The organism is Collinsella sp. CLA-ER-H10 (assembly GCF_040092475.1).
Classification (GTDB): Bacteria; Actinomycetota; Coriobacteriia; order Coriobacteriales; family Coriobacteriaceae; genus Collinsella.
Genome location: NZ_JBBNLM010000006.1, coordinates 42,010 through 66,081 on the forward strand (window position 1 = coordinate 42,010; position 24,072 = coordinate 66,081).

At 61.7% G+C, this 24,072-nt stretch carries 14 protein-coding genes; 9 read left to right on the forward strand and 5 right to left on the reverse strand.

The genetic code is table 11. The annotated features are described in order from the left end of the window. Positions 1–9: 9 nt before the first annotated feature. From AAAX36_RS04300 to AAAX36_RS04325, 6 genes are all read left to right on the forward strand, one after another. Complete coding sequence (locus tag AAAX36_RS04300) at positions 10–2,436, forward strand: glycogen/starch/alpha-glucan phosphorylase (RefSeq protein WP_349074183.1); 2,427 nt, start codon at positions 10–12, stop codon at positions 2,434–2,436. Positions 2,437–2,544: 108 nt separating this feature from the next. Next, positions 2,545–3,693, forward strand: a complete 1,149-nt coding sequence (locus AAAX36_RS04305; RefSeq protein WP_195361510.1) for a glucose-1-phosphate adenylyltransferase — start codon at positions 2,545–2,547, stop codon at positions 3,691–3,693. Positions 3,694–3,697: 4 nt separating this feature from the next. Then, a complete protein-coding gene (gene glgD / locus AAAX36_RS04310; protein WP_349074186.1) occupies positions 3,698–4,825 on the forward strand; it encodes a glucose-1-phosphate adenylyltransferase subunit GlgD in 1,128 nt (375 codons plus the stop codon). Positions 4,826–4,914: 89 nt separating this feature from the next. Next, entirely contained in the window at positions 4,915–7,254 is a 2,340-nt protein-coding gene (gene glgA / locus AAAX36_RS04315; protein ID WP_349074188.1) for a glycogen synthase GlgA, read from the forward strand. A 215-nt stretch (positions 7,255–7,469) separates the two neighbouring features. Then, positions 7,470–10,766 (forward strand): 4-alpha-glucanotransferase, encoded by a 3,297-nt coding sequence (locus tag AAAX36_RS04320; RefSeq protein ID WP_349074189.1) that lies wholly within the window; start codon positions 7,470–7,472, stop codon positions 10,764–10,766. Positions 10,767–10,854: 88 nt separating this feature from the next. Next, positions 10,855–11,091 (forward strand): FmdB family zinc ribbon protein, encoded by a 237-nt coding sequence (locus tag AAAX36_RS04325; RefSeq protein WP_349074191.1) that lies wholly within the window; start codon positions 10,855–10,857, stop codon positions 11,089–11,091. 274 nt (positions 11,092–11,365) lie between these two features. On the opposite strand, the gene AAAX36_RS04330 is transcribed toward AAAX36_RS04325, so the two are convergent. The 5 genes from AAAX36_RS04330 to gltX all read right to left on the reverse strand — a co-directional run bounded on the left by AAAX36_RS04330 (position 11,366) and on the right by gltX (position 18,619). After that, positions 11,366–12,766: a transcription antitermination factor NusB gene (locus AAAX36_RS04330; RefSeq protein ID WP_349074193.1), complete on the reverse strand. Its 1,401-nt coding sequence runs from the start codon at positions 12,764–12,766 to the stop codon at positions 11,366–11,368. Further along, a complete protein-coding gene (gene fmt / locus AAAX36_RS04335; RefSeq protein ID WP_349074194.1) occupies positions 12,763–13,683 on the reverse strand; it encodes a methionyl-tRNA formyltransferase in 921 nt (306 codons plus the stop codon). The genes AAAX36_RS04330 and fmt overlap by 4 nt, the downstream gene beginning before the upstream one ends. A gap of 362 nt (positions 13,684–14,045) precedes the next feature. Next, positions 14,046–14,582 (reverse strand): peptide deformylase, encoded by a 537-nt coding sequence (gene def / locus AAAX36_RS04340; protein ID WP_117583490.1) that lies wholly within the window; start codon positions 14,580–14,582, stop codon positions 14,046–14,048. 18 nt (positions 14,583–14,600) lie between these two features. Further along, a complete protein-coding gene (gene priA, locus AAAX36_RS04345) occupies positions 14,601–17,054 on the reverse strand; it encodes a primosomal protein N' (protein ID WP_349074195.1) in 2,454 nt (817 codons plus the stop codon). A gap of 89 nt (positions 17,055–17,143) precedes the next feature. Then, on the reverse strand, positions 17,144–18,619 hold the full coding sequence (gene gltX, locus AAAX36_RS04350; RefSeq protein ID WP_349074196.1) for a glutamate--tRNA ligase: 1,476 nt from the start codon (positions 18,617–18,619) through the stop codon (positions 17,144–17,146). Between the two features lie 310 nt (positions 18,620–18,929). On the opposite strand from gltX, the gene metK reads away from it, so the two are divergent. The 3 genes from metK to AAAX36_RS04365 all read left to right on the forward strand — a co-directional run bounded on the left by metK (position 18,930) and on the right by AAAX36_RS04365 (position 24,013). Continuing rightward, positions 18,930–20,210: a methionine adenosyltransferase gene (metK, locus tag AAAX36_RS04355; RefSeq protein ID WP_349074197.1), complete on the forward strand. Its 1,281-nt coding sequence runs from the start codon at positions 18,930–18,932 to the stop codon at positions 20,208–20,210. A 312-nt stretch (positions 20,211–20,522) separates the two neighbouring features. Further along, positions 20,523–22,130: an L-serine ammonia-lyase, iron-sulfur-dependent, subunit alpha gene (gene sdaAA, locus AAAX36_RS04360; protein WP_349074199.1), complete on the forward strand. Its 1,608-nt coding sequence runs from the start codon at positions 20,523–20,525 to the stop codon at positions 22,128–22,130. A gap of 149 nt (positions 22,131–22,279) precedes the next feature. Then, positions 22,280–24,013 carry a L,D-transpeptidase gene (locus AAAX36_RS04365; protein WP_349074202.1) on the forward strand — a complete coding sequence of 578 codons (1,734 nt, stop codon included), beginning with the start codon at positions 22,280–22,282 and terminating at the stop codon, positions 24,011–24,013. Positions 24,014–24,072: the final 59 nt, after the last annotated feature.

The window sequence follows — 24,072 nt, forward strand, 5'->3', positions numbered from 1 at the left end:
AAGGAACGTATGAATAAGATCTTCGACAACAAGCAGGAGTTTACCGAGCTCTATCGCGATGCTGTCATGAGCATCAGCGGCAAGAGCGTCGAGGCCGCCAGCGACCTCGACCGCTTTAACGCCCTGGCCAAGCTCGTGGCCGAGAAGGCACGCACCGTTGCCACCACCAGCGACGCCCGTGTGACCGCCGAGGGCAAGAAGCGCGTGTATTACTTCTCGATCGAGTTTTTGATCGGCCGCCTGCTCGACAACTACCTGCTCAACTTTGGCGTGCGCGACATGGTCGCCGAGGCGCTCGACGACATGGGTTTCGACCTGTCCGTCATCGAAAACCAGGAGCCCGATCCGGCGCTGGGCAACGGTGGCCTGGGCCGTCTTGCCGCATGCTTTTTGGATTCGATGGCAGCCGAGGGCATTGCCGGCTACGGCAACGGTATGCGCTACCGCTACGGCCTGTTTAAGCAGGAGATCGTCAACGGCAGCCAGGTCGAGGCCACCGACGAGTGGCTTACCCACGGCTATCCCTGGGAGGTCCGCCGTCAGGACAAGGCCGTAACCATCAAGTTTGGTGGTCACGTTGAGGGCTTTGAGGAGAACGGTCGCACGTTCTACCGCACGGTGGACACGCAGGACATCCTGGCCGTCCCTTATGACATCCCCGTCGTGGGCTATGCCGGCGAGACTGTCAACAAGCTGCGCGTCTGGGCTGCCGAGCCGGTCGAGGAGCACTTTGACCTTGAGGCCTTCAACCGCGGCGACTATGCCCTGGCCGACGCCGAGCGCGCCGAGGCCGAGGCCATCAGCGCCATCCTCTACCCCAACGACGCCGGCGAGCACGGCCGCCTGCTGCGCCTGAAGCAGGAGTACCTGTTTGTCTCGGCCGGCATCTACAGCCTGCTAGACACCTTTGAGAAGGAGCACGGCGAGAACTGGGAGCTGCTGCCGCAGTTTGTGGCCATCCACACCAACGACACGCACCCCGCCATGTGCGGACCCGAGCTCATGCGCATCCTCATCGACGAGAAGAAGCTCGAGTGGGACGACGCCTGGAACATCGTGACGCAGGTCGTGAGCTACACCAACCACACCATCCTGCCCGAGGCCCTGGAGAAGTGGCCCATCGGCATGTTCTCCAAGCTCCTCCCCCGCGTGTACCAGATCATCGACGAGATCAGCCGTCGTTGGCACGAGTCGTTCGACACCACGCAGGAGGGCTGGCAGGAGCGTCTGCGTCAGACCGCCATCCTGTGGGACGGCGAGATTCGCATGGCCAACCTGTCCGTGATCTGCAGCCACAGCGTCAACGGCGTGGCCAAGATCCACTCCGACATCATCAAGAACATCGTGCTCAAGGACTTCTATGCCCTGACGCCCGAGAAGTTCAACAACAAGACCAACGGCATCTCGCACCGTCGCTTCTTTGCCGAGGCCAACCCCACCTACGCCAAGCTCGTGACCGAGGCCATTGGCGACGGCTGGCTGAAGAACGCCTTTGAGCTGGAGAAACTCAAAGAGTTCCAGAACGATACCGAGTTCCTGAAGGCCGTGGGTGCCTCCAAGCGCGCCAACAAGGAGCGCCTTGCCGCCTACGTTAAGGCCGAGACTGGTCTGGTCATTGACCCCAACACCGTCTTCGATGTTCAGGTAAAGCGCTTCCACGCCTACAAGCGCCAGCTCATGAACATCATGAAGGTGATGGACATCTACAACCGTCGCATCGCCGATCCCAACTTCCACGTAACGCCGACGACCTTCATCTTTAGCGGCAAGGCTGCCTCGAGCTACACCTTTGCCAAGGAGACCATCCGCCTCATTAACTCCGTGGCCGACGTCATCAACAATGACCCGCGCGTCAACGAGGTCATGAAGGTCTGCTTTATCCCCAACTTCCGCGTGAGCAACGCCCAGCTCATCTACCCCGCCGCCGAGATCTCGGAGCAGATCTCCACGGCCGGCAAGGAGGCCTCGGGCACGTCCAACATGAAGCTCATGATGAACGGCGCCATTACGCTGGGCACCCTCGACGGCGCCAACATCGAGATCGCCGACCTAGCCGGCCGCGAGAACGAGGCCATCTTTGGCCTGACCGCTCCCGAGGTCGAGCAGCTCTGGGCATCGAACAGCTACTTTGCGTGGGATACCCTCAACGGCGACCGTGAGCGTCTGGGCCGCGTGATGGACGAGCTCAAGGACAACACCTTTGCGGGTCTTTCGGGCAACTTCGAGAGCATCTACAACGAGCTCATGAACAACAACGACCCCGACCTGGTCATGGCCGATTTCCGCAGCTACGTGGATGCGTGGGAGAAGCTCACCGGCAGCTACGGCGACCAGGAGACCTGGAACCGCAAGGCTCTGCTCAACACCGCCTCCTCTGGCTGGTTCTCGAGCGACCGCACCATTCGCGAGTACCGCGACGAGATCTGGCACGCGTAATGCCGTGCTAGCTCCCTTATGCCAGCACGGCATTACTCGACGGGCGCGACGTTGCGCTGCGCCCGTCGCTAATGGGTTTAAGAACATCGATGACAGAAGGAGAAATCGATGAGTAAGAAAGAATGCATCGCGATGCTCCTCGCAGGAGGACAGGGCAGCCGATTGGGGGCACTCACCCAAAAGATCGCTAAGCCGGCGGTTAGCTTTGGTGGCAAGTTCCGCATTATCGACTTTTCGCTGTCCAACTGCTCCAACTCGGGCATCGACACGGTGGGCGTTCTGACGCAGTATCGCCCCTACCTGCTGCATGCCTACGTGGGCTCCGGCGAGGCTTGGGATCTGGACAGCCGCGACGGCGGCGTGTCGATCCTGCCGCCGTACGAGACGCAGACCGGCGGCGCCTGGTATGCGGGCACGGCCGACGCCATTACGCAGAACCTCGACTACATCAAGGCCAACGACCCCAAGTACGTCCTGATTCTTTCGGGCGATCACCTGTATCGCATGGACTACCGCAAGATGCTCAAGACGCACATTGAGAACAACGCCGACCTCACGGTGAGCGTTATGCCCGTGCCGTGGGAGGAGGCCAGCCGCTTTGGCATCCTGACCACCGACCCCGAGGACGGCCGCATCACCAAGTTTACCGAGAAGCCCGAGAAGCCCGATTCGAACCTCGCGTCCATGGGCATCTACATCTTCTCGGCCGACGTGCTGATCGAGGCGCTCGAGGCGGACGCCCTGGACCAGCGCTCGAGCCACGACTTTGGCAAAGACATCATCCCCAAGTTGCTCGGCGAGGGCAAGCGCCTGTACAGCTACGAGTTCCACGGCTTTTGGAAGGATGTTGGCACCATCGCCAGCTTCCACGAGACCTCGATGGACCTGCTGGGCAACAACCCCGAGTTCGATCTGTTTGACAAGAACTTCCCCATCATGTCCAACATCACCACGCGTCCGCCGCACTACATTGGCCCGGACGGCCGCCTGGACGACTGCCTGGTCTCCAACGGCTGCAAGATCTACGGCACCGCTCGCCACTCGATCCTTTCGACCGATGTCATCATCGAGGAGCGTGCCGTGGTCGAGGACTCCGTGCTGCTGCCGGGTGCGCACGTTAAGAGCGGCGCGCACATCTGCCGCGCTATTTTGGGCGAGAACTCCACGGTCGAGGAGGGCGTGAAGCTCGGCTCTGTCGATACCACCAAGGATACGGCCGTCGTTGGAAATGACGTCGTTATCGGGAAGGGGGAATGATCCGATGATCAATCGCAAGGCCATCGGCTATATCACCGCTAACTACTCTTCGACCTACGGCAGCGTGCTGCTCAAGGACCGCCCCATCGCGTCCGTTCCGTTTTTGGGCCGCTACCGCCTGATCGACTTCCCGCTGTCCAACATGATGAATGCCGGCATTAAGACCGTCGGCGTCGTCATGCCGGGCAACTACCGCTCGCTGATCGACCACGTGGGCTCGGGCAAGGATTGGGGCCTGGACCGCAAGAAGGGCGGCCTGTTCATGGTGCCCGGCAACGCGTATGGCACCACCAAGGGCGGCATGCGCTTCCTGTTGCGCGACATCATCTCCAACAAGACGCTGTTCCAGCGCTCGGACAAGCCCTATGTTGTGATGATGGGCACCAACATCATCTTTAACATGGACCTCAACACCATCATCGACGCGCACGAGAACTCCGGCGCTCAGATGACCGTGGTGTACTGCAAGGCCACGCGCAACGTCGATGACGAGACCAAGCTGCAGATCAACGAGAACGGCCGCCTGACGGGCGTGAGCGCCGGCGTCGTGTACGGCGACAACGCCTCCATGGACTGCTGCATCGTCAACCGCGAGACGCTGCTCGAGATCATCGACCATTACCAGGCCGCCGACTATCTGGATCTGCTCGAGGCACTCCAGGGCGACTTTGGCAACATCGACGTGTGCAGCTACGAGTACAAGGGCGAGGTCGTGGGCGTGTTTAGCGAGAAGTCGCTGTACCGCCGCAGCATGGACCTGCTCGACCAGACCGTGGCCGATCAGCTCTTCGATCCCGAGCGCCCGATCCTGACCAAGGCTCACGACGTGCCGCCTTCGCGCTATGCGACCGGCAGCCACGCGTGCAACTCAATCATCTCGGCCGGCTGCATCATCAAGGGCACCGTGCGCAACTCGATCCTTTCGCGCGGCGTTGTGGTCGAGGAAGGCGCTTCGGTGACCAACTCGATCATCAACCAGAGCTGCATTATCAAGAGCGGCGCCCGCGTTGAGAATGCCATCCTGGACAAGAACAACGTGGTTCCCACCAACACCGAGCTCCGCGGCACGCCCGAGAACATCCTGGTGCTGGGCAAGGCTCCGTTAACTCCCGATACCACCATCGTGCATTAACGTAGGCACCGCAACATCGCTCGTAACATGCAGAATAGCCGCCCGGTTTGCGCCAGGCGGCTATTCTCGAATTGCAACAGGGAGACAATATGGCTGATTCCAGCAAAAAGATGCAGATCGTGTTTGCCTCGGCCGAGTGCGCACCGTTTGTAAAGACCGGTGGCCTGGGCGACGTGGCGGGCTCGCTGCCAGCGGCGCTTGTGCGCGCCGGCGCCGAGGTCATCGTGATGGTGCCCAAGTATGCCACCATCAAGGACGAGTACAAAGCGCAGATGGAGCACTTCTCCGACTTTTACGTGAGCTTGGGCTGGCGCAACGAGTACTGCGGGCTCGAGAAGCTCGAGCACGACGGTGTCACGTATATGTTCATCGACAACGAGCGCTACTTTGCGCGCGACTATCCGTACGGCTTCTTTGATGACGGCGAGCGTTTTGCGTTCTTCTCCAAGGCCATCACCGAGAGCCTGCAGCACCTGCCCGAGGGCTTTGAGTGCGACATCCTGCACTGCAACGACTGGCAGACGGCACTGGCGCCCGTGTTCTTGCGCGAGTTCTACCAGGGCCTGCCGCTGTACGACCGCGTCAAGACCGTGTTCTCGATCCACAACGTGGCGTTCCAGGGCCAGTTTAGCGACACCGTGATGGAGGACATCCTGGGTGTGGCGCACATTCCGGCGGCCGCCTCGCAGCTGCGTTGCGACGCCTGCAGCATCAACTACATGCTGGGCGCGCTGCGCTATGCCGACGCCATCACCACGGTGAGCCCCACCTATGCCAACGAGATCCAGACGCCCGAGTTTGGCGAGGGCCTGGACGGCGTGCTGCGCGAGCGCTCCTATGCGCTGCAGGGCATTTTGAACGGCATTGACGTGGCGGGCTTTGACCCGGCGACCGACAAGCGCATTGCCGCAAACTACACGGTTGATGACCGCTCCGGCAAGGCCGTGTGCAAGGCCAAGCTGCAGGAAGAGCTGGGGCTCGAGGTTCGCGACGACCGTCCGCTTATGGTGATGGTCACGCGCCTGACGCGCCAGAAGGGCATGGACCTGGTCATGTACGCGCTCGACCGTATCCTGTCCGGCGGCGTTCAGGTGGCGGTGCTGGGCACCGGCGACCGCGACTACGAAGACGGCCTGCGCTACTTCCAGGACAAGTACCCCGGCACCATGGCTGCGCGCATCGAGTTCGATCCGGCGCTGTCGCAGCGTATGTATGCCGCCGCCGATATGTTCCTGATGCCTTCGAAGTTTGAGCCCTGCGGTCTGTCGCAGATCATCGCCATGCGCTACGGCACCCTGCCCATCGTGCGCGAGACCGGTGGTCTGAAGGACACGGTGATCCCGTATAACGAATTTACCGGCGAGGGCACGGGCTTCTCGTTTACCAACTTTAACGGCGACGAGATGGGCGACGCCGTGTTCCGCGCGGCACGCCTGTTCTGGGATAACCGCGAGGCCTGGAACCAGCTGGTCACGCAGGCCATGAGCCAGGACTTTAGCTGGACGCGCTCGGCCGACAAGTATCTGGACCTGTACTTCTTTATGCATCCGGAGATTGAGAGGCCGGCGGCGGTTGTCGACGAGCCTGTGGTTGTGGCTGAGAAGGCTGCGGCCGTTGTGGAGCCTAAGGCCGAGCCGGTTGTTGAGGCGCCCGCTGCTGCTGAGGAGCCCAAGGCTGAGGAGAAGCCGGTTGAAGCAGCTCCCGAGGCTAAGGATAAGCCGGCTGCGAAGCCTGCCGCCAAGAAGCCTACGACGCGCAAGACGACGGCCAAGAAAGCTACGGCCACGAAGGCCGCTGCCACCAAGACCGCCGCAGCAAAGACGACTGCCGCCAAGGCAACGACGACGCGCAAGCGCACGACCGCCGCTGCCAAGAAGGGCGCCGAGGCCGAGGCTGCTCCCGAGGTAAAGGCCGAGACCGCCGAGGCCAAGCCGGCCGCAAAGGCTCCGGCCAAAGCTGCAGCCAAGAAAACAGCCGCGACCAAGAGCACGACCGCCAAGAAGACTACAGCTACGAAGGCGACGGCTACCAAGGCCACTGCAACGAAAGCTACCCCCAAGGCGGCCGCTAAGCCGGCCGCCAAGGCCGAGGAGACGCCTGCCGAGTCCAAGCCGGAGGCAACCGTCGAGGCCAAGCCCGCCGCCAAGACCACCACGCGCAAGCGCACGACGACAGCTAAGAAGACCACGGCAAAGGCCGCAACTCCCAAGGCGGAGACTAAGCCCGCTGCTGCCAAAGAGGAGCCCAAGGCCAAGGTAAAGGCCCAGCCGGTGCCGAAGGCCGCCGGGGTCAAGGCCGCCCCGAAGGCAGAGGCTAAGCCCGCGCCCGCCAAGGAGACCCCGGTCTCCCCCGCCGCTCCGGCAACGGAAAAGGCCCCGTCCAAGAAGACGTCCGTCCGTAAGGCCACGGCCGCCCGCAAGCGCCGCTAGTCCGGACGATCCAAAACCAAATCCTCAATAAACTAGGGGTGTCATTCAGCGTGACACCCCTTGTTCTATAGATGGGTAAAACGATTTTCTAGGACAACCGTTCGCCGATGGTAAACGGATGTTGTTTATACACCCTGTGTACAACAGATATACTTATATCTTGTGCGTAAAGCCCATGGCCCGTAGGCCGTGATTCTATTGAACTGGACCGTACTATGAGATTGATACACAACAGCCGCCTACCGCAGTTTCGCACTCCGTTTGGCGCTGTGACCACAGGAACTACCGTTGCACTCTCGGTTATTTTGGAGGATGCCGATCCCAACCAGGCAACACTCACCCTGCGTACCTGGGTCGATGAAGTCGGCGAGACCCTGATTCCGATGGAGCACGAAGGCGATGGCATTTTTACCGGCGAGCTCAAATGCACTGAACCGTGTCTTGTGTGGTACAGCTTTATATGCAATATCGAGGGCCAGCCCGAGGTTCGCCTGGGCGCGCCCCAGGGCCGCACCGGCGGCGAGGGCGTAACCTACGACTACGCCGAGGTGCCGTCCTTCCAGATTACCGTCTACAAGCATCGCGAGAACCGCCCCACCTGGTACGAGCGCGGCATGGTCTACCAGATCTTCCCCGACCGCTACGCCCGTGACGAGCATTGGCGCGAGCGCACAATGGCCCAACTCGAAAAACCGCGCAAGGGCATTCAGCGCCGGATGGTCGAGGACTGGAACGAGCCGCCCGTGTACGAGCGCGCCGAGGACGGCTCCATCAAGACCTGGGACTTCTACGGCGGCTCGCTCAAGGGCATCCAGGAAGACCTGCCCCGCATCGCCGAGCTGGGCTTTACGGCCATCTACCTCAACCCCATCTTTGAAGCCGCGAGCAACCACCGCTACGACACGGCCGACTACACCAAGATCGACCCGATCCTGGGCACCGAGCAGGACTTTACCGAGCTTTGCCAGGCAGCCGAGAAGCTGGGCATCTCCATCATCCTGGACGGCGTCTTCAACCACACGGGCGACGACTCGATATATTTCAACCGCTATGGCAACTACCCCGGCGTGGGTGCCTGGCAGAGCGAGGATTCGCCGTGGCGCGATGCGTTTACTTTCCACGAGGACGGCTCGTACGACTGCTGGTGGGGCGTGGGCAACATGCCGGCCATCAACGAGAAGTCCGAGCTGGTACGCGAGAGGCTCCTGGGCAAGGACGGCGTGATCCGCAAATGGCTGCGCGCCGGTGCCCATGGTTGGCGCCTGGACGTCGCTGACGAGCTTTCCGACGACTTCCTGGCCGAGATCAAGAAGGCCGTACTCGCTGAGAAGCCCGACGCACTGTTGCTCGGCGAAGTCTGGGAAGACGCATCCAACAAGATTAGCTACGGCCATCTGCGCCGCTACCTGCAGGGCTCCGAGCTGGACTCTGCCATGGATTACCCCTTCCGCGACATGGTCATCGGCTTTTTGATGGGCTACAAGAACGCCTACGAGGCCGCCGAGGATATCGAGACCCTGCGCGAAAACTACCCGAGCGAGGCATTGTCCTGCGCGCTCAATCTGCTTTCGAGCCACGACCGTCCGCGCATCATCTCGGTGCTCGGCGGCGGCCCCGACGAGTCACAGCTGCCCGAGTGCGAGCGCAGCAAGTGGCGCCTGGACGAGAACTCGATGGGCCTGGCCAAGAGCCGCTTTTGGCTCGCCACGCTCATGCAGATGACCTTCCCAGGCGTGCCTTCGATCTACTACGGCGACGAATACGGCCTGGAGGGCCTTACCGATCCGGGCAACCGCCGCACCCTGCCGACCAAGGACCAACTGCACGACTTCGACACGCTGGCTATTGTCAAGAACGCCTCCGCCGTACGCCGTGCACTGCCATTTATGATCGACGGCGAGATCAAGGCCTTTGCGCTCAACGACGAGGTGCTGGCCTACAACCGCACGGGCAAGAATGGCGAGTCCGCGACGGTTATCATCAACCGCAGCCTGCGCAATTCGCACCGCGTGACGATTCCGGCGCTCGGCGAATGTGCGAGTGACGTGATCAGCGGTCACGAGTGCGAGATCCACAACGGCACGGTCACGCTCGATCTGTATCCGCTGGGCTCGTCGATCATCTATCACCATGCCGAGCAGCGCCTGCAGGAGCCGCTCGATCACGGCGCGGGCGTCGTGTGCCATATCACCTCGGTGCCCACTGACGACGGCAAGCCCGGTACGATTGGTGCGCCCACGCGTCGCTTTATCGACCATCTGGCCGCTATGGGCATGCGCTACTGGCAGGTTCTGCCTGTCAACCCGACGGACTTCTTCCGCTCCCCTTACGCTGGGCCTTCGGCCTTTGCGGGCAATATTGACCTGCTGCCCGAAAGCCAGGAGGAGCTGGCGGCCGACTTTGAGATTTGGAAGGCCCGCGGCGGCGAGGATGCAGACCCGCTCTACACAGCGTTTAAGCATCGCAACACCGATTGGCTCGAGAAGTACTGCGTCTACATGGCCGTCAAAAAGTACTTTGAAGGCGAATCGCGTCACGATTGGCCGGCCGATGTCGCGCGCTACAACGAGCATCTGATTGACGACAAGCGCTTCCACGACGAGGCAGAGCTGCAGGCGTACATGCAGTACCGCTTTGACCTGGCCTGGTGCGAGCTCATGAACTATGCGCACAAGAAGGGCATCGAGGTCATCGGCGACATTCCTATGTACGTTTCGGACGATTCGGCCGATGCGTGGAGCGAGCCCGAGAACTTCTGGCTGTCCGATTCCGGCAAGGCGATTGAGATTTCTGGCGCGCCGCCCGACAATTTTGCGCCCGAGGGCCAGGTGTGGGGCAATCCCACCTTCCGTTGGGATCACATGAAGGAGAACGGCTACCGCTGGTGGATGGACCGTCTGCGTCGCGCGTTCTCGCTCTACGACCGTGTGCGCCTGGACCACTTCCTGGGATTCCACAGCTACTTTAGCATTCCCGCAGGTAAGGCCTGCTCCGACGGCCGCTGGCTGGCGGGTCCGGGCAAGGACCTGTTCCAGACTGCCTATGACGAACTGGGGCCGCTCAACTTTATCGCCGAGGACCTGGGCTACCTGACGCCCGGCGTTCGTGCCATGGCTTCGACCTGCGGTTTCCCCGGTATGGACGTGCTGGAGTTTAGCGATTACGACGTCCGCAACGGCGTGTATCCCATGCCGGGCAAGATTCTGTACACCTCGACGCACGACACGTCGACGCTCGCCGGTTGGTGCACGCGCTCCTTTGCGGGCGGCGACGAGCCGAGCGGTGTTGAGGTGGCGGCCAAGCTGATGGGCGACGCGCTAGCAAGCGACGCTCCCCTGGTGATGATGCCGCTGCAGGATATCCTGGGGCTTGGCGACGACGCGCGCATGAACGTGCCGGGCGTGGCCACGGGCAACTGGACCTGGCAGGCAGACGAGGCTGACATTGAGGCCGCCGAGGGCAAAACCGCACAGCTCCTGCGCAACACCCATAGATTCTGGGGCGAAGCGTGATAAAACACCCGATATAGGGTACAGTTACAGCTGTTTGAATTTATGCGGGCAGAGCGATCTGCCCGCTTTGTGCTGAAAAGGAAGTATTATGGCGCGCTACGATTACAAGTGCATGAGCTGCGGCAACGTGTTTGAGGTTGAGCATCCCATGTCCGAGACCCCCGAGGTCGTGTGCCCGAGCTGCGGTGCCCCGGCATCCAAGACGTTCTCGGCCAGCGGCATCAAGTTTGAGGGCAGCGGATTCTACAACACCGACCAACGAAGCGGTGGTTCCAGCACCAGCGCCACCAACGGCTGCTGCGCCAACTGCCCGCACAACCACTAAGAACAACGTGGCCCCGCGATCAACGCTGATCGCGGGGCCGAATTTTTTCCAGGAATGTCCCACGCCCAAGCAACTGGTCTGGGGTTGCGCCACGAAAACGGCCTATCTACTACGTTTGGCCCCTATAGTCCGAGCACACCTGCGTTTTTGCAAAATCGATAAGCCTTCTACCTGCGGTTTTGATTTCGTGAAAAACGGCATGGTTGAGGGTAACCGGCCAAACGTAGTAGATAGGCCCATTTCATGGCAAGCGAATCAACCCTCGGGTACCGTATTAGTTGCGGACCAGGCGGGCGCAGAAGTGGCCGTCGTAGGAGTCGGCGTTTATGGGGACGCTTTGGAAGAGGCCGCGGTCGTTTTGGCGTACGGAAACGAGCTTCTTGGCCTGGGCAAACTCGGGAAGCTGCAGAATCTGGGCTTCGGAGAGCGGTGCCACGGTAAAGCCGGCACCCTCGGGAGAGGCCAGGAAGGCATCAACGACCTGCGTGTTCTCTTCATCAAAAACCGAGCAGGTGGCATAGATAAGCTCACCGCCGGCAACCACGCGCGCAGCTGCTTCCTTGAGCATCGTCAGCTGCAGACGGGGCAGCTCAGTCGTAACGTCGTTCTCGGTCAGGCGCCACGGTATCTCGGGATGCCGGCGCATGGTGCCGGTGCCAGAGCACGGCGCATCGATAAACACCGTGTCGAACAGGGCAGGCTCGCCAAGCATCGCGTCAAAGGACGTAAGCACCTCATTGAGCTCGCAGGCATCGCCCGACACCGTACGAACACCGGAGATACCCGCCTTATGCAGGCGCGCGAGATTCTGATCGCACTTGCGATCGTGCAGATCGAGCGCGGTATGCTGATGCTCATACCCGGCACGCTTGGCCTGGCACATCATCACATAGGTCTTGGTGCCGCGACCGGCGCCAATCTCCAGGCAACGACCGGGACGTGTCGCGGCAGTAGCGATAAGCTGAGCGTTGAGGTCCGAGGCAACGGCAGCGGCGCGTTCAAACACGCCGGACGCAACCGTAACCTGAGCATCGACCGGCGCATGGCAGCCCGGAAAGACAGGCTCAACGAGCTGCGAGATATACGGATCGGCCTTGGTCGCAAACGCATTCTCGTGCAGTGCAAGCGGTGCAGGCGCCAGATTACCGGCAAAGTTTAGCGCGCCCTCGGGCGTGTCGAACGAGGCCATAATACGAGCGCACAGCCAGCGAGGAAGACCCATCAAACGAGACAAGCGAACCAGGCGGCGCTCGGACTCATCCACGTCGGATGCTGTGGCAAAGTCCTCAACGTTATCCGCAACCTTGTGAAGCACCGCGTTAGCCAGGCCCGCGGCAGACTTGGCACCGTTGCGCACCAGCTCAACACCCTGACTTACGGCAACGCGGCCGGGCGTATGCAGATAGAGCATCTCGAAGGCCGAGATGCGAAGCGCCATGCGAACGCGCGGCGCGACCTTTTTAGGTTTATCGAGAAACTGATCGAGCAACTCATCCAAAATGCCCTGCGTGGCGGCAACACCGAGCGCCAAACGAGCGGCAAAAGCGGAATCGCGCTGGTCAATGGCCTTAGCCGAAGCGCGGGAAGACAACACGTCGCGTGCGTACATACCGCGGCGGTCGGCCTCCATCAACACATCGAGCGCAAGCTTGCGCGCGGGAGACAACTTGCTCATGACAGTACACCCCACGTAAGGTCGGCACCCTGCAGTCCGGCAGCCCAGGCAGAAGCAGCCATGGCACGCTTGCCATCGGGCTTAACCTCGAGCAGTTCAACCGCGCCATCGGAAAGGCCCAGGTAAACACGCTTGCTCTTGACGGCAACAGCGCCCTCGCCAAGCGACACATCAGCCGGCGCAGCATCGAGCACGCGAACCGACTTACCGGCAATCACGCAACGGGCAGGCGCGGTATCGGACGAAGCAAGCACATGACGCACGCAATCGAGCGCCGCCATCTTCGGATCCAGACGCATTTCCTGCTTGGAAATCTTGGCAGCATGCGTGACAAGCGACTCATCCTGCTCAGTCCAAACAGCCGAGCCATCGGCAAGCGAAGGAAGCGTATCGGCAAGCAATTTGCCGCCAAGCTCGGCAAGCTCCATGGTCAACGCCTCAGCGTGCTTACCGGCAACCGACGTGGAAGCCTGGGCACAATAAGCACCAGTATCCACGCCATGCCCGATGCGCATGATAGAAACACCGGCAACCTCGTCACCAGCAAGAATGGCACGCTGAATAGGAGCGGCGCCACGCCAACGAGGCAGCAAGGACGCATGAACATTCACAATGCCGAGCGGTGCCATATGCAGCACCTCATCAGGCAAAATGCAGCCATAGGCAGCCACACAGAAAATATCGGCATCCGCAGCCTCGAGCTGATCGATAACGTCCGGCGTCATACGATTAGCCTCAACAACGGGCAGGCCAAGCTCGAGCGCCTTGGCCTTAACAGGAGAAGGCTCCAGTTTTTTACCACGCCCGCGAACAGCATCGGGACGAGTAATGACAAGCACAATCTCGTTCCCAGCCTCAAAAAGCGAAGTCAGCGAAGGCACAGCAAAATCAGGCGTACCCATAAACACAATTCGCATAAAGAACGTCTCCCCTCAACCAAAGCCGAGACGGCTACAAATAACAGCGGAAAGCCAAGTACCCAGCCCATCCGCAATAACAATTCAACAAGAACAAATATACCCAAAACCAAAGAAAGAGCCGCAATAAAAGCAGCTCTTCCAACAAAGCAATTATCAGCGAAGACGCCCTTCCCTGGCCCGACGGCACCCGGGCGAAAAGGAGCACGAAAACGCAGTCCCCTTCCGCCGCAGGGCTTAGGTTATTGCTCCACGCGCAGTTCCGCACGAGCCGAAGAGCACTTAATGTGCTCTTCGTGCGAGCAGGACTGTTTGAGCATGGAGCAAAACCTAAGCCCTGCGGCGGAAGGGGACGGTGGGACCTACTCCGTCTCGCCCGGTCGAGCGCCGCGGGCCAGGGCGTCCTGGTACTCCTTGACAGCCTTGAGCCTCTGCATGGGCTTAAGGCGCTCGAACATGGTGTTGCCGTGCAGGTGATCGATCTCGTGCTGCAGGCACACGCAGAACAGGTCGCCCGTGGCCTCATAGCGAATAAGGTTGGCATCCAGATCGTACGCCTCGACGACAACGTGATCGGGACGCTCGATCTCGCAGCTAATGCCAGGAATGGAAAGGCAGCCCTCGCTAAAGGGCACCAGATGGTCGCTCTGCTCAACAATGACGGGGTTAATGAGCACGTACGGGTCGTAGTCGTTCTTGTCGCTGTAGTCGCAGTCGATGGTGACGAGTTGGATGAGCTCGCCAATCTGCGGAGCAGCTAGGCCGCAACCGCCGTTATCGAACATCATCTTCTTCATCTTCTCGGCAAGCGCCTCGATCGCCGGGGTGATCTCCTCGATGACGGCGCACTCCTGGCGCAGACGAGGGTCGGGCGACAGTACGATTCCGTTGGCTTCCATGGCCATCCTTTCGGGTTGTTACATCAAATCATAGGCGTCGACGTCAACGCTCACGCTCACGCCGCGCACGGAGCCCACCTCTTTGAGGCAGGCGTCGATATCATCAGAGACATGGTACCCTACGGGCGACTTCACAAGCAGGTGGAAGCGATAACGGTCCTTGGCTCTCTCGATTACACACGAAGCTGGGCCCAGCACCTGCGGCACGGCACTCCCAGCCCGCAAAAAGTCGGGCGCGGCGGCATGCCAGCGGCGCTTAAGGAGCTTCGCGATGCGACCGATGTAGCCCCGCGCGTCATCTGCGTTCGTCGACCATACCAAGATGTTGGCCAGACGCACGAACGGCGGATACAGCGCGTCGCGGCGCTGGTCCAGGTCGTAGTCGGTAAAAATCGAGCGGTCGTGCTCTGCGACGGCGCGAATGACCGGGTCCTCGGGCAGGTAGGTCTGGATGATAACCTCGCCGGGGCGATCGCCGCGGCCGGCGCGGCCCGCAACCTGCTCCAGCAGATCATAGGCGCGCTCCCCTGCTCTAAAATCGGGCAGCTTGAGCGCAAAGTCGGCATTGACCACGCCCACGAGCGTGACCTCGGGAAAGTCGAGGCCCTTGGCAATCATCTGGGTGCCCAGCAGCACCGCGCAATCGGCAGCATCGAACTGCTCGAGCAGCTTTTTGTGCGCGTCCTTGCCGCGCGTGGAATCGGCGTCCATGCGAATGATAGCAACGTCGTCGGGCAGCATCTGGTGCAGTGCGTCCTCAATCTGCTGCGTGCCCAGGCCCATTTTTGCCAGGTAGCGGCTGCCGCACTTGGGACAACGGCTCGTGGGCGCCGGATAGGGCTGCACGCGCCAGGACGAACCGCAGGTGTGGCACTGCAGCGTGTGCGTGCGCTCGTGGTACGTGAGCGCGGTGGAGCAGTGGTTGCAGGTGGGCACGCAGCCGCACTCGCGGCACATCAAAAACGGCGCAAAGCCGCGACGGTTGTGCAGCAACACGGCTTTCTCGCGGCGCTCAACTACGCGCTCCAGGCCTTCCATCAGCGGTTTAGAGAACATGGAGCGACTGCCGTGTGCGAACTCGCGGCGCAGGTCGGCGATCAGAACCGTGGGCAGCACGGCGTGTCCCGGGCGCTCGGGCATCTCGACGCGCGTCCATGTGGCGCCGCTATACGTGCCGCGGCGGCAGCGATCGAGAGCCTCAGCAGAAGGCGTGGCGGAGCCCAACACGAGTGGGCAACGATAGCGCCTCGCCATCTCGGCCGCCACCTCGCGCGCGTGGTAGCGCGGGCTTGATCCCTGCTTGTAGCTGGTCTCGTGCTCCTCGTCGATGATGATGAGGCCCAGGTCGTCAAGCGGGCAAAAGAGCGCCGAGCGGGCGCCGACGACCACGCGGGCGGCACCGCTGGCGACCATATCCCACTGGTCCAGGCGCTCGCCGGCCGAAAGGCGCGAATGGAACACGGCGACCGTCTCGCCAAAGCGCGAGCGAAAGCGACCGACGGTCTGGGCCGTCAGCGAGATCTCGGGCACCAGCACGCAGGCCGAACGGCCGGCTGCCAGCACGCGCTCAATCGCCGAAAGGTAAACCTCGGTTTTGCCGGAGCCGGTGACGCCGTCGACCAGCACCACGTCGCCATGAGCGTCCAGACGGGCGCGCTCAATCTGCGCGAGCGCCTGCTGCTGGCCGTTGGTAAGTGCGACTGGCGCCTTGCCGCTTGCCGAGGACAGCGTGGTCTGCTCGCTGCAACCACGCCAGGCGCGGCGCTCCTCCACCACCACGACGCCGCGTTTTTCGAGCGCCTTGATGGTCGCCGACATGCTGTTATAGAGCAGATTGAGGTCGCGCGTCGTGACCGGCCCGCACTGGAGCGCCTCGATGAGCTGACGCTGGCGGACAGCAGTCTTGGGCGGCGTATAGTCGAAACCCTCGGGCGTAAGCATCACCCAGCGGTTTTGGATAGGCTTGACGGCGGGGCGCTCAACCGTCCACACGCCGTCGTCGCCCTTGACCACACGCGGGCTGCCGCCCGGGGGCAAGAACAGGCGCAGGCACTCGGAAAGCGTCGCGACATACTCGCGGCTCATCCAGCGTGCGATGCGGGCGGCCTCGGCGGTAAAGAGCGGTTTGCTGAGGATAGCCTCGATGGCTTTAATGCGCGCGGGATCGAGAGCGTCGTTACCTTGCAGGTCGGCCAGCTCGGGCGCAATGTCGACGATGTAGCCCGCGGCCGTACGGTTACCAAAGTGGACCAGGACCGTGGATCCGATCTGCGCCTCGCTGGCAAGGGACCGGGGGATGCCGTAGGCGAATGGCTCGGACAGCGCACGGGTCGGGATGTCGAGGACCACGCTCGCATAGGCGGCAATGAGCTCTGCCGCAGGCTCGGGCTGCGCCAGAGCGGCGGCAGGAGCCGCGGACTTCGGAGCTTCCTCCGGTTCCGGCGAACCAAACAGCGAAAGTTGCTCTGCCATGGCGCCAGCACCTCCTATCCCATACGTCTACAGAAACAAGAGCCCCGCTCGAGGTGAACGGGGCTCGGATACATACGTTTGCGCAGCGATTACAGCGCCATCGTGCGGGCGCGGTCGATGCGCGCCATGCAGTCGTCGCGGCCGACGAGCGCCATGGTCTCGCCCAGCGGAGGGCTCACCATGTTGCCGCAGACGGCGACGCGCACGGCCTGGAACACCACGCGCTTCTTAAGGTCCATCTGCTCGGGCAGAGGCTCAAGCGCGGCATCGATGTTGGCAGCCGTCCACTCGTCCACGCCCTCAAGCGCGGCCTTAGCGGCATCCAGAATGGCACCCATGCCTTCCTTGGCCAGGCCCTTGTTGACAGACTTCTCGTCATACTCGAGCGTATCGGCCGTAGCGAAGATGGGAGCGGCGACGCTCACGGCGTCGGCCGGCATCTTGGTGCGCGGCTTGACGATGGCGGCAAGCGCGTCGATCCAGTCCTCGCCATACTCGACATTACCTTCGATGAGACCCACCTCGTGCAGCTCGGGGACCATGATCTCGTCGGCAAACTGAGCATCGGACATGCCGTTGATGTACTCGGCATTGACCCAGTCGAGCTTCTTGGGGTCGAAGGTCGCCGGGTTCTTGGAGATGCGGTCGAGCGAGAACTTGCTGGCCAGGACATCGCGCGGGATGATCGTGGTCTCGCCGTCGAGAGACCAGCCGAGCAGCGCCAGGTAGTTGACGAAGGCGTCGGACAGGTAGCCGGCGTCGCGGTACTCCTCCACCGAGGTGGCGCCGTGACGCTTGGAGAGCTTCTTGCCGTCAGCGCCCAGGATCATGGAGATGTGGGCGAACGTGGGCACGGGCGCGCCGAGGGCCTCGTAGACCATGACTTGACGCGGGGTGTTGGACAGGTGGTCGTCGCCGCGGATGACGTGAGTGATCTTCATCATGGCGTCATCGACGACGGTCGCGAAGTTGTACGTGGGCGTGCCGTCGGAACGGAAGATGACAAAGTCGTCGAGCTCCTTGGCATCAAAGGTCACCTCGCCGTGGACGGCATCGTGGATGACGACGTCTCCGCGGTCCTCGGGCACCTTGATGCGCAGGACATAGGACTCGCCGGCCTCGATGCGACGGCGGGCCTCCTCGGGATCAAGATCGCGGCAGCGGCGCTGATATCCCTGGAAGGGGTCCTTGCGCTCCTGCGCGGCCTTGCGGTCGGCGTCGAGCTGCTCCTTGGTGCAGAAGCAGGGATAGGCCTTGCCCTCGTCCCAAAGCTTCTGGGCGGCTTGCTTGTACAGGTCCAGGCGCTCGGTCTGGGCGTAGGGGCCAAAGTCGCCGCCCACCTCGGGACCCTCGTCCCAGTCCAGGCCCAGCCAACGCATGGCGCGCAGGATGATCTGCGTGTTCTCGTCGGTAGAGCGGGTGGGGTCGGTGTCGTCGATGCGCAGGATGAACGTGCCGCCGTTAGCACGGGCGAAAGCCCAGTTATAGATAGCGGTGCGGGCGCCGCCGATGTGCAGCTTGCCCGTCGGTGAGGGTGCAAAGCGGACGCGAACGTCTGATGCCATGGAAATCTCCTCGATTGCAGGATGGATGTCTAACCGCACCAGTATAAAGCATCAATGCAACCTCCGCACAAAGGGCACCGACCCAATCATTGGGGACAGACTTAAATGACCAGTCGTTGGAGACGTTCTTAGTTTAAGGCTGGTCATTTATGTCTGTCCCCAATGAGTAAGGCTAGTCATTTAAGTCTGTCCCCAATGAGTAGGTGCGGAAAGGGTGTGAATGTTTGAATTACGCGCTATGATGTGCCCTTGCATAGAGAGCCCGGCGGAATGGTAACGGTCGCCGGGACACGTTTTTGAAAGGACAATCATGTCAGAAGAACTTCGTTCCATCCCGCCCCAACACGGGTCCTTTGTTTTTACGTCGGAGTCGGTGACCGAAGGTCATCCCGATAAGATCGCTGACCAGATCAGCGACGCCGTCCTCGACGCAATCCTCGCCAAAGAAATAGAGCTGCAGGAGCAGGGCTACATCGCCCCCAACGGCGTGCCTGCCAACGTGGAGAACGTCCGCTGCGCCTGCGAGACCCTCGTGACCACCGGCACCGTCATCGTCGCCGGCGAGATTCGCACTCAGGCCTATGTCGACGTACAGGAAATCGCCCGCGGCGTTATCCGCCGCATTGGCTACAACCGCGCCAAGTTCGGTTTTGACTGCGATACCTGCGGCGTTATGAGCCTCATCCACGAGCAGTCGCCCGATATCGCCCAAGGCGTTGACGAGTCCTTCGAGACCCAGACCGGCGCTACCACCGACCCGATCGACCTGATCGGTGCCGGCGACCAGGGCATGATGTTCGGTTATGCCTCCAACGAGACCAAGACCCTCATGCCCATGCCACACTACCTGGCAAGCCGCCTGGCCGAGCGCCTGGCTACCGTGCGTCACGACGGCACTCTCGCCTACCTGCGTCCCGATGGCAAGACCCAGGTCACCGTGCGCTACGAGGAAGGCAAGCCCGTCGAGGTCACGACCATCGTCATCTCCACGCAGCACGCCGCTGAGATCGAGGACATGGGCAAGATCAAGGCCGACCTCATCGAGCACGTCATCACCCCGGTCATGGCCGCCGAGAACATGCCATGGGACAACGCGGACATCTACGTGAACCCCACCGGTCGCTTTGTCGTGGGCGGCCCCATGGGCGACACGGGCCTCACCGGCCGCAAGATCATCGTCGACACCTACGGCGGCTACGGCCGTCACGGCGGCGGTGCCTTTAGCGGCAAGGACTGCACCAAGGTTGACCGCTCCGCCGCGTATGCCGCGCGCTGGGTCGCCAAGAACGTGGTCGCCGCCGGCCTAGCCGACCGCTGCGAAGTCGAGCTTGCCTATGCCATTGGCGTTTCCAAGCCCCTCTCAATCATGGTCGACACCTTCGGTACCGCACATGTTGCCGAGGACAAGATCGTTGAAGCCGTTGAGAAGACCTTCGACCTGCGCCCGGGCGCAATCATCCGCGACCTAGACCTGCGCCGCCCCATCTACGAAAAGACGGCAGCCTACGGTCACTTCGGCCGCGAAGACGCCGACTTCACCTGGGAGAAAACCGATCGAGTCGAAGAACTCGAAGCAGCCTGCGGCCTGTAATTAAGAACCGCCAAGGTCACAACACACACACTCTTTCAAAAGAAGTACCGGTCCAAACCGGTACTTCTTTTTTATTAATCCGGTGATGAAGATGTTTCGATATGAGCCTACGCTGCGTCACCAGCCAATGAATTTTGGAGCACACGCGCCTCTACCATGTATCCTTAGTCCCGAGGGGCGGGGCATAAGGTCGATCGCGAGTTCCGCACGAGCCGGAGGGCACTTAATGTGCTCTCCGTGCGAGCAGGACTGTCCGAGCAGGCGACCTTATGCCCCGCCCTCGGGACGATGGGACAAAATAAAGGAGCACCCATGGCAGGCAAGCCGCAAACACTAGCTACGACCTCGGCATTCGAGATCTTGGGGCCCGTAATGGTCGGCCCCAGCTCATCGCACACCGCCGGCGCCCTGCGCTGCGCCCAAGTTGCCGCCAGCCTGCTGGAAGGCCGCATAACCAAAGTCACCTTTGGCCTATGGAACTCCTTCGCCCACACCTACCGCGGCCACGGCACCGACCGTGCGCTCGTCGCGGGCATCCTAGGCCTTGATACCGATGACGAGAACATCAAGCAAGCCTTCGACCTCGCGCACGAGCAGGGCCTCGAATATCACTTTGACATCAAGGGCGACGACGCCTCCATCCACCCCAACACCGTCGACATCGACATGGTCGACGACACGGGCGCCACGGCACAGGTCCGCGGCGAGAGCCTGGGCGGCGGCAAGATGCGTATCAGCCGCATTAACGGCGTCGGCGTCGACATCTCGGGCATGTACTCCACGCTCTTCGTGGCACACAAGGACGTCCCCGGTGTACTCGCCGCGCTCACCAACCTGCTCGCCTACGCACACGTGAACATCGCCTTCTGCCGCACCTACCGCACCGAAGTGGGCGGCCAGGCCTACTCCGTCTTTGAGACCGACGGCGCGCCCGACGACACCGTTATCCCGATGCTACGCAAGCTCGACAATGTTGATTACGCGACCTTTATCGAGCTCCCCGGTTCTGCCTCGTCGCTCTCCCCTGGCGTCTCGGCCAAGGAAATCTTCGACGACGGCGAGCAGCTGCTCGATGCGTGTGAGGAACTGGGGCTCAGCATCGGCGCCGTCATGGCCGTTCGCGAGGCGCGTCTGACCGGCGAGGCCCACGCCGTCGCCGCCATGCGCCGCGTGCTCGACGTCATGCGCGAGGAGACCACGGCCCCCCTCGCAAATCCGCTGCGCTCACTCGGCGGGCTTATCGGCGGCGAGGCCAAGCTCGTCGAAGCCACCGGCCGCAACGATTTGAGTGCAAACCTGATGGGCCCCGTTCAGACCGACGCCGTGGCCCGCGCCATGGCCGTGCTCGAGCGCTCCGCCACCATGGGCGTGATCGTCGCCGCCCCCACGGCAGGCTCAGCGGGTGTTGTGCCCGGCTGCGTGCTTGCGCTCGCCGAGCGCCTGCAGCTCGACGACGAACAGGTCATGGACGCGCTCTACTGCGCAGCCGCCATCGGCCTCAACCTCACCACAAGCGCCTGCGTTGCCGGCGCCGAGGGCGGCTGCCAGGCCGAAGTCGGAAGCGCCGCCGCCATGGCAGCCGCCGCGCTGGTGCAGATGCTCGGCGGCACGCCCGAGCAGGCGCTCGACGCCAGCTCCATCGCGCTAAGTAACCTGCTGGGTCTCGTTTGTGACCCCGTCGGTGGCCTCGTGGAAGTGCCCTGCCAAAACCGCAACGCCATCGGCGTGGCAGCGGCCTTTAGCTCGGCACAACTCGCCCTCGCAGGCATTAAGAGCCTGGTGCCGTTTGACCAGATGGCACATGTCATGCTCTCGGTGGGCCACGCGTTGCCGGCAACGCTGCGCGAGACGGCAAAGGGCGGCATCGCGCAGGCTCCGGCCGCACTTTCGGCCTGTGCAAAATGCGGTGTGTGCGGGTAGTGACCCTGAACGACTCGATAGTGGGACATTTGTCCCAGCTCTTTCGAATGCCACCGTTTCCGTACCACAAACAGTAGGGCAATCGCTATAATGCAAGCCCAGTAAAAACACGATGAACCGCAAGGCGAAAATCGAAGGATATGCATACGATGTCGCAAAACGATCGAACTCAACTGATTCCCGATCCGCAGCAGCCGAGCAGGCACACCGGCGGCGTTCAGTCGCCGCGTCCTATCGCGCCGAGCCACGGTCAGCAGCGTAGTGCAGCAAACGCTTCCCAACACCCGAACCAACAGCGACAGCAGCGTCAACAACGTCAGCGGCGCCAGGCAAACGGCAATGCGCCCAAGCAGCCCCCCACGCACGCTCGAGGCGATCGCGGCCCCGCGCGCAAACCCGCCGAGAACAATAAGTCGGGCAAAAAGACGACGTTATTTGTCGTCCTGGGTCTAATCGTCATTGTCTATATCGTAGGCGTCGTTGCATTTTCGCAGGTAGCCTACCCCAACACCACCATCGCCGGCGTCGACGTCTCGTTCTCCAACGCTTCGTCTGCCGCCACCAAGGTCAATTCGGCATGGAAGCACTATAAGCTCGCCGTGACAGGCGATGACTTTAGCTGGACCTATCAGCCCGAGTCCGATGAGCCCATCGTCGACGGCGAAGCTGCCGCAAAAGAAATCATCAGCCACAACGAAGCCTTTGTATGGCCGGTCCGCCTTGTGGAATCCTTAAGCGGCAAGACCAAAACAACCGCCACCCCCAACGAAGTCGATCTTGATCAAGACGTCGACCTGTCCATGCTCTCCGACACCTTTAACCAAAAGCAGTTTGAGAAGGATCTGGGCGCCGCCATCGACGAGTTTAACGAGGGCCGTTCGGGCACGTTCGAGGCCAATAGCTCCTATGACGAGCAGGCCGGCAAGTTTACCGTCGAGAAGGCGCGCTCCAACGAAAAACTCAACCGCGAGCATGTCATTAAGTATGCCGAGTTCGAGCTTGCCTCGCTGGCCGAGACCGTTGATCTTTCCAAGCTCGGCAACGATGCCTATGATCCTCTCAATGGCACGCTGACCGATGATCAGATTCAGGCCGCATGCGATGCCGCCAACAACTTCTTGGGCGTCAACGTGACCCTCAAGCTCAACGGCGAGGATGCCGGAAAGGTCGACGGCAGCTCCGTGTTGCAGTGGATCAGCTTTGCCGATCCGGCCAACCCCACGCTCGATACGTCGCAGATCAGTAGCTGGGCAGCCGAGCTCGCCAACGGCTTTAATACCGTGGGCTCCACTCGCTGGTGGACGCGCGCCGATGGCAAGCAGTGCGCCGTCGAAGGCGGTGACTTTGGTTGGTCCATCGACAGCAGCTCGCTCGCCAAGCAGGTCGAGGACGCCATTAACAACAAGCAGACCGGCGAGATCGAGATCAAGTACTCCCAGAAGGCCGACACCTTTACCGCAAAGGGAGAGCCCGACTGGAAGGCGTATATCGACGTCGACCTGTCCGAGCAGCACGCGCGCTACTATGACGAGAACGGTAATATCGTTTGGGAGGCCAACTTTATTTCCGGCAAACCTGGCGAAGACGCCACCCCCGAGGGCGTGTGGCAGATCAACAGCAACGACGGCGGCAGCACCCTGATCGGAGCCAAGGACCCCGAGACCGGTAAGCCCAAATACGAGAGCCCGGTGAGCTACTGGATGCCGTTTGAGGGCAACATGATCGGCTTCCACGATGCCACCTGGCAAAACGACAAGAGCTTCGATAACGCCGAGTCGTACAAGTGGTGCGGCAGCCACGGCTGCATCAACCTGCGCCTGGCCGACGCCAAGGCACTGCACGATTGCATCAAAGTCGGCCTGTGCGTGGTTGTCCACTCGTAGTGCAACGCGCGCATTCCTACAACGTGGAACCGCTGCGACCAATCTAACAGTTCCGAAAG

Excerpts from the sequence above, each read along its gene's own strand:
- AAAX36_RS04300 (WP_349074183.1), top strand. The coding sequence starts at position 10 with ATGAATAAGATCTTCGACAACAAGCAGGAGTTTACCGAGCTCTATCGC.
- AAAX36_RS04305 (WP_195361510.1), top strand. The coding sequence starts at position 2,545 with ATGAGTAAGAAAGAATGCATCGCGATGCTCCTCGCAGGAGGACAGGGC.
- glgD (WP_349074186.1), top strand. The coding sequence starts at position 3,698 with ATGATCAATCGCAAGGCCATCGGCTATATCACCGCTAACTACTCTTCG.
- glgA (WP_349074188.1), top strand. The coding sequence starts at position 4,915 with ATGGCTGATTCCAGCAAAAAGATGCAGATCGTGTTTGCCTCGGCCGAG.
- AAAX36_RS04320 (WP_349074189.1), top strand. The coding sequence starts at position 7,470 with ATGAGATTGATACACAACAGCCGCCTACCGCAGTTTCGCACTCCGTTT.
- AAAX36_RS04325 (WP_349074191.1), top strand. The coding sequence starts at position 10,855 with ATGGCGCGCTACGATTACAAGTGCATGAGCTGCGGCAACGTGTTTGAG.
- AAAX36_RS04330 (WP_349074193.1), bottom strand. The coding sequence starts at position 12,766 with ATGAGCAAGTTGTCTCCCGCGCGCAAGCTTGCGCTCGATGTGTTGATG.
- fmt (WP_349074194.1), bottom strand. The coding sequence starts at position 13,683 with ATGCGAATTGTGTTTATGGGTACGCCTGATTTTGCTGTGCCTTCGCTG.
- def (WP_117583490.1), bottom strand. The coding sequence starts at position 14,582 with ATGGAAGCCAACGGAATCGTACTGTCGCCCGACCCTCGTCTGCGCCAG.
- priA (WP_349074195.1), bottom strand. The coding sequence starts at position 17,054 with ATGGCAGAGCAACTTTCGCTGTTTGGTTCGCCGGAACCGGAGGAAGCT.
- gltX (WP_349074196.1), bottom strand. The coding sequence starts at position 18,619 with ATGGCATCAGACGTTCGCGTCCGCTTTGCACCCTCACCGACGGGCAAG.
- metK (WP_349074197.1), top strand. The coding sequence starts at position 18,930 with ATGTCAGAAGAACTTCGTTCCATCCCGCCCCAACACGGGTCCTTTGTT.
- sdaAA (WP_349074199.1), top strand. The coding sequence starts at position 20,523 with ATGGCAGGCAAGCCGCAAACACTAGCTACGACCTCGGCATTCGAGATC.
- AAAX36_RS04365 (WP_349074202.1), top strand. The coding sequence starts at position 22,280 with ATGTCGCAAAACGATCGAACTCAACTGATTCCCGATCCGCAGCAGCCG.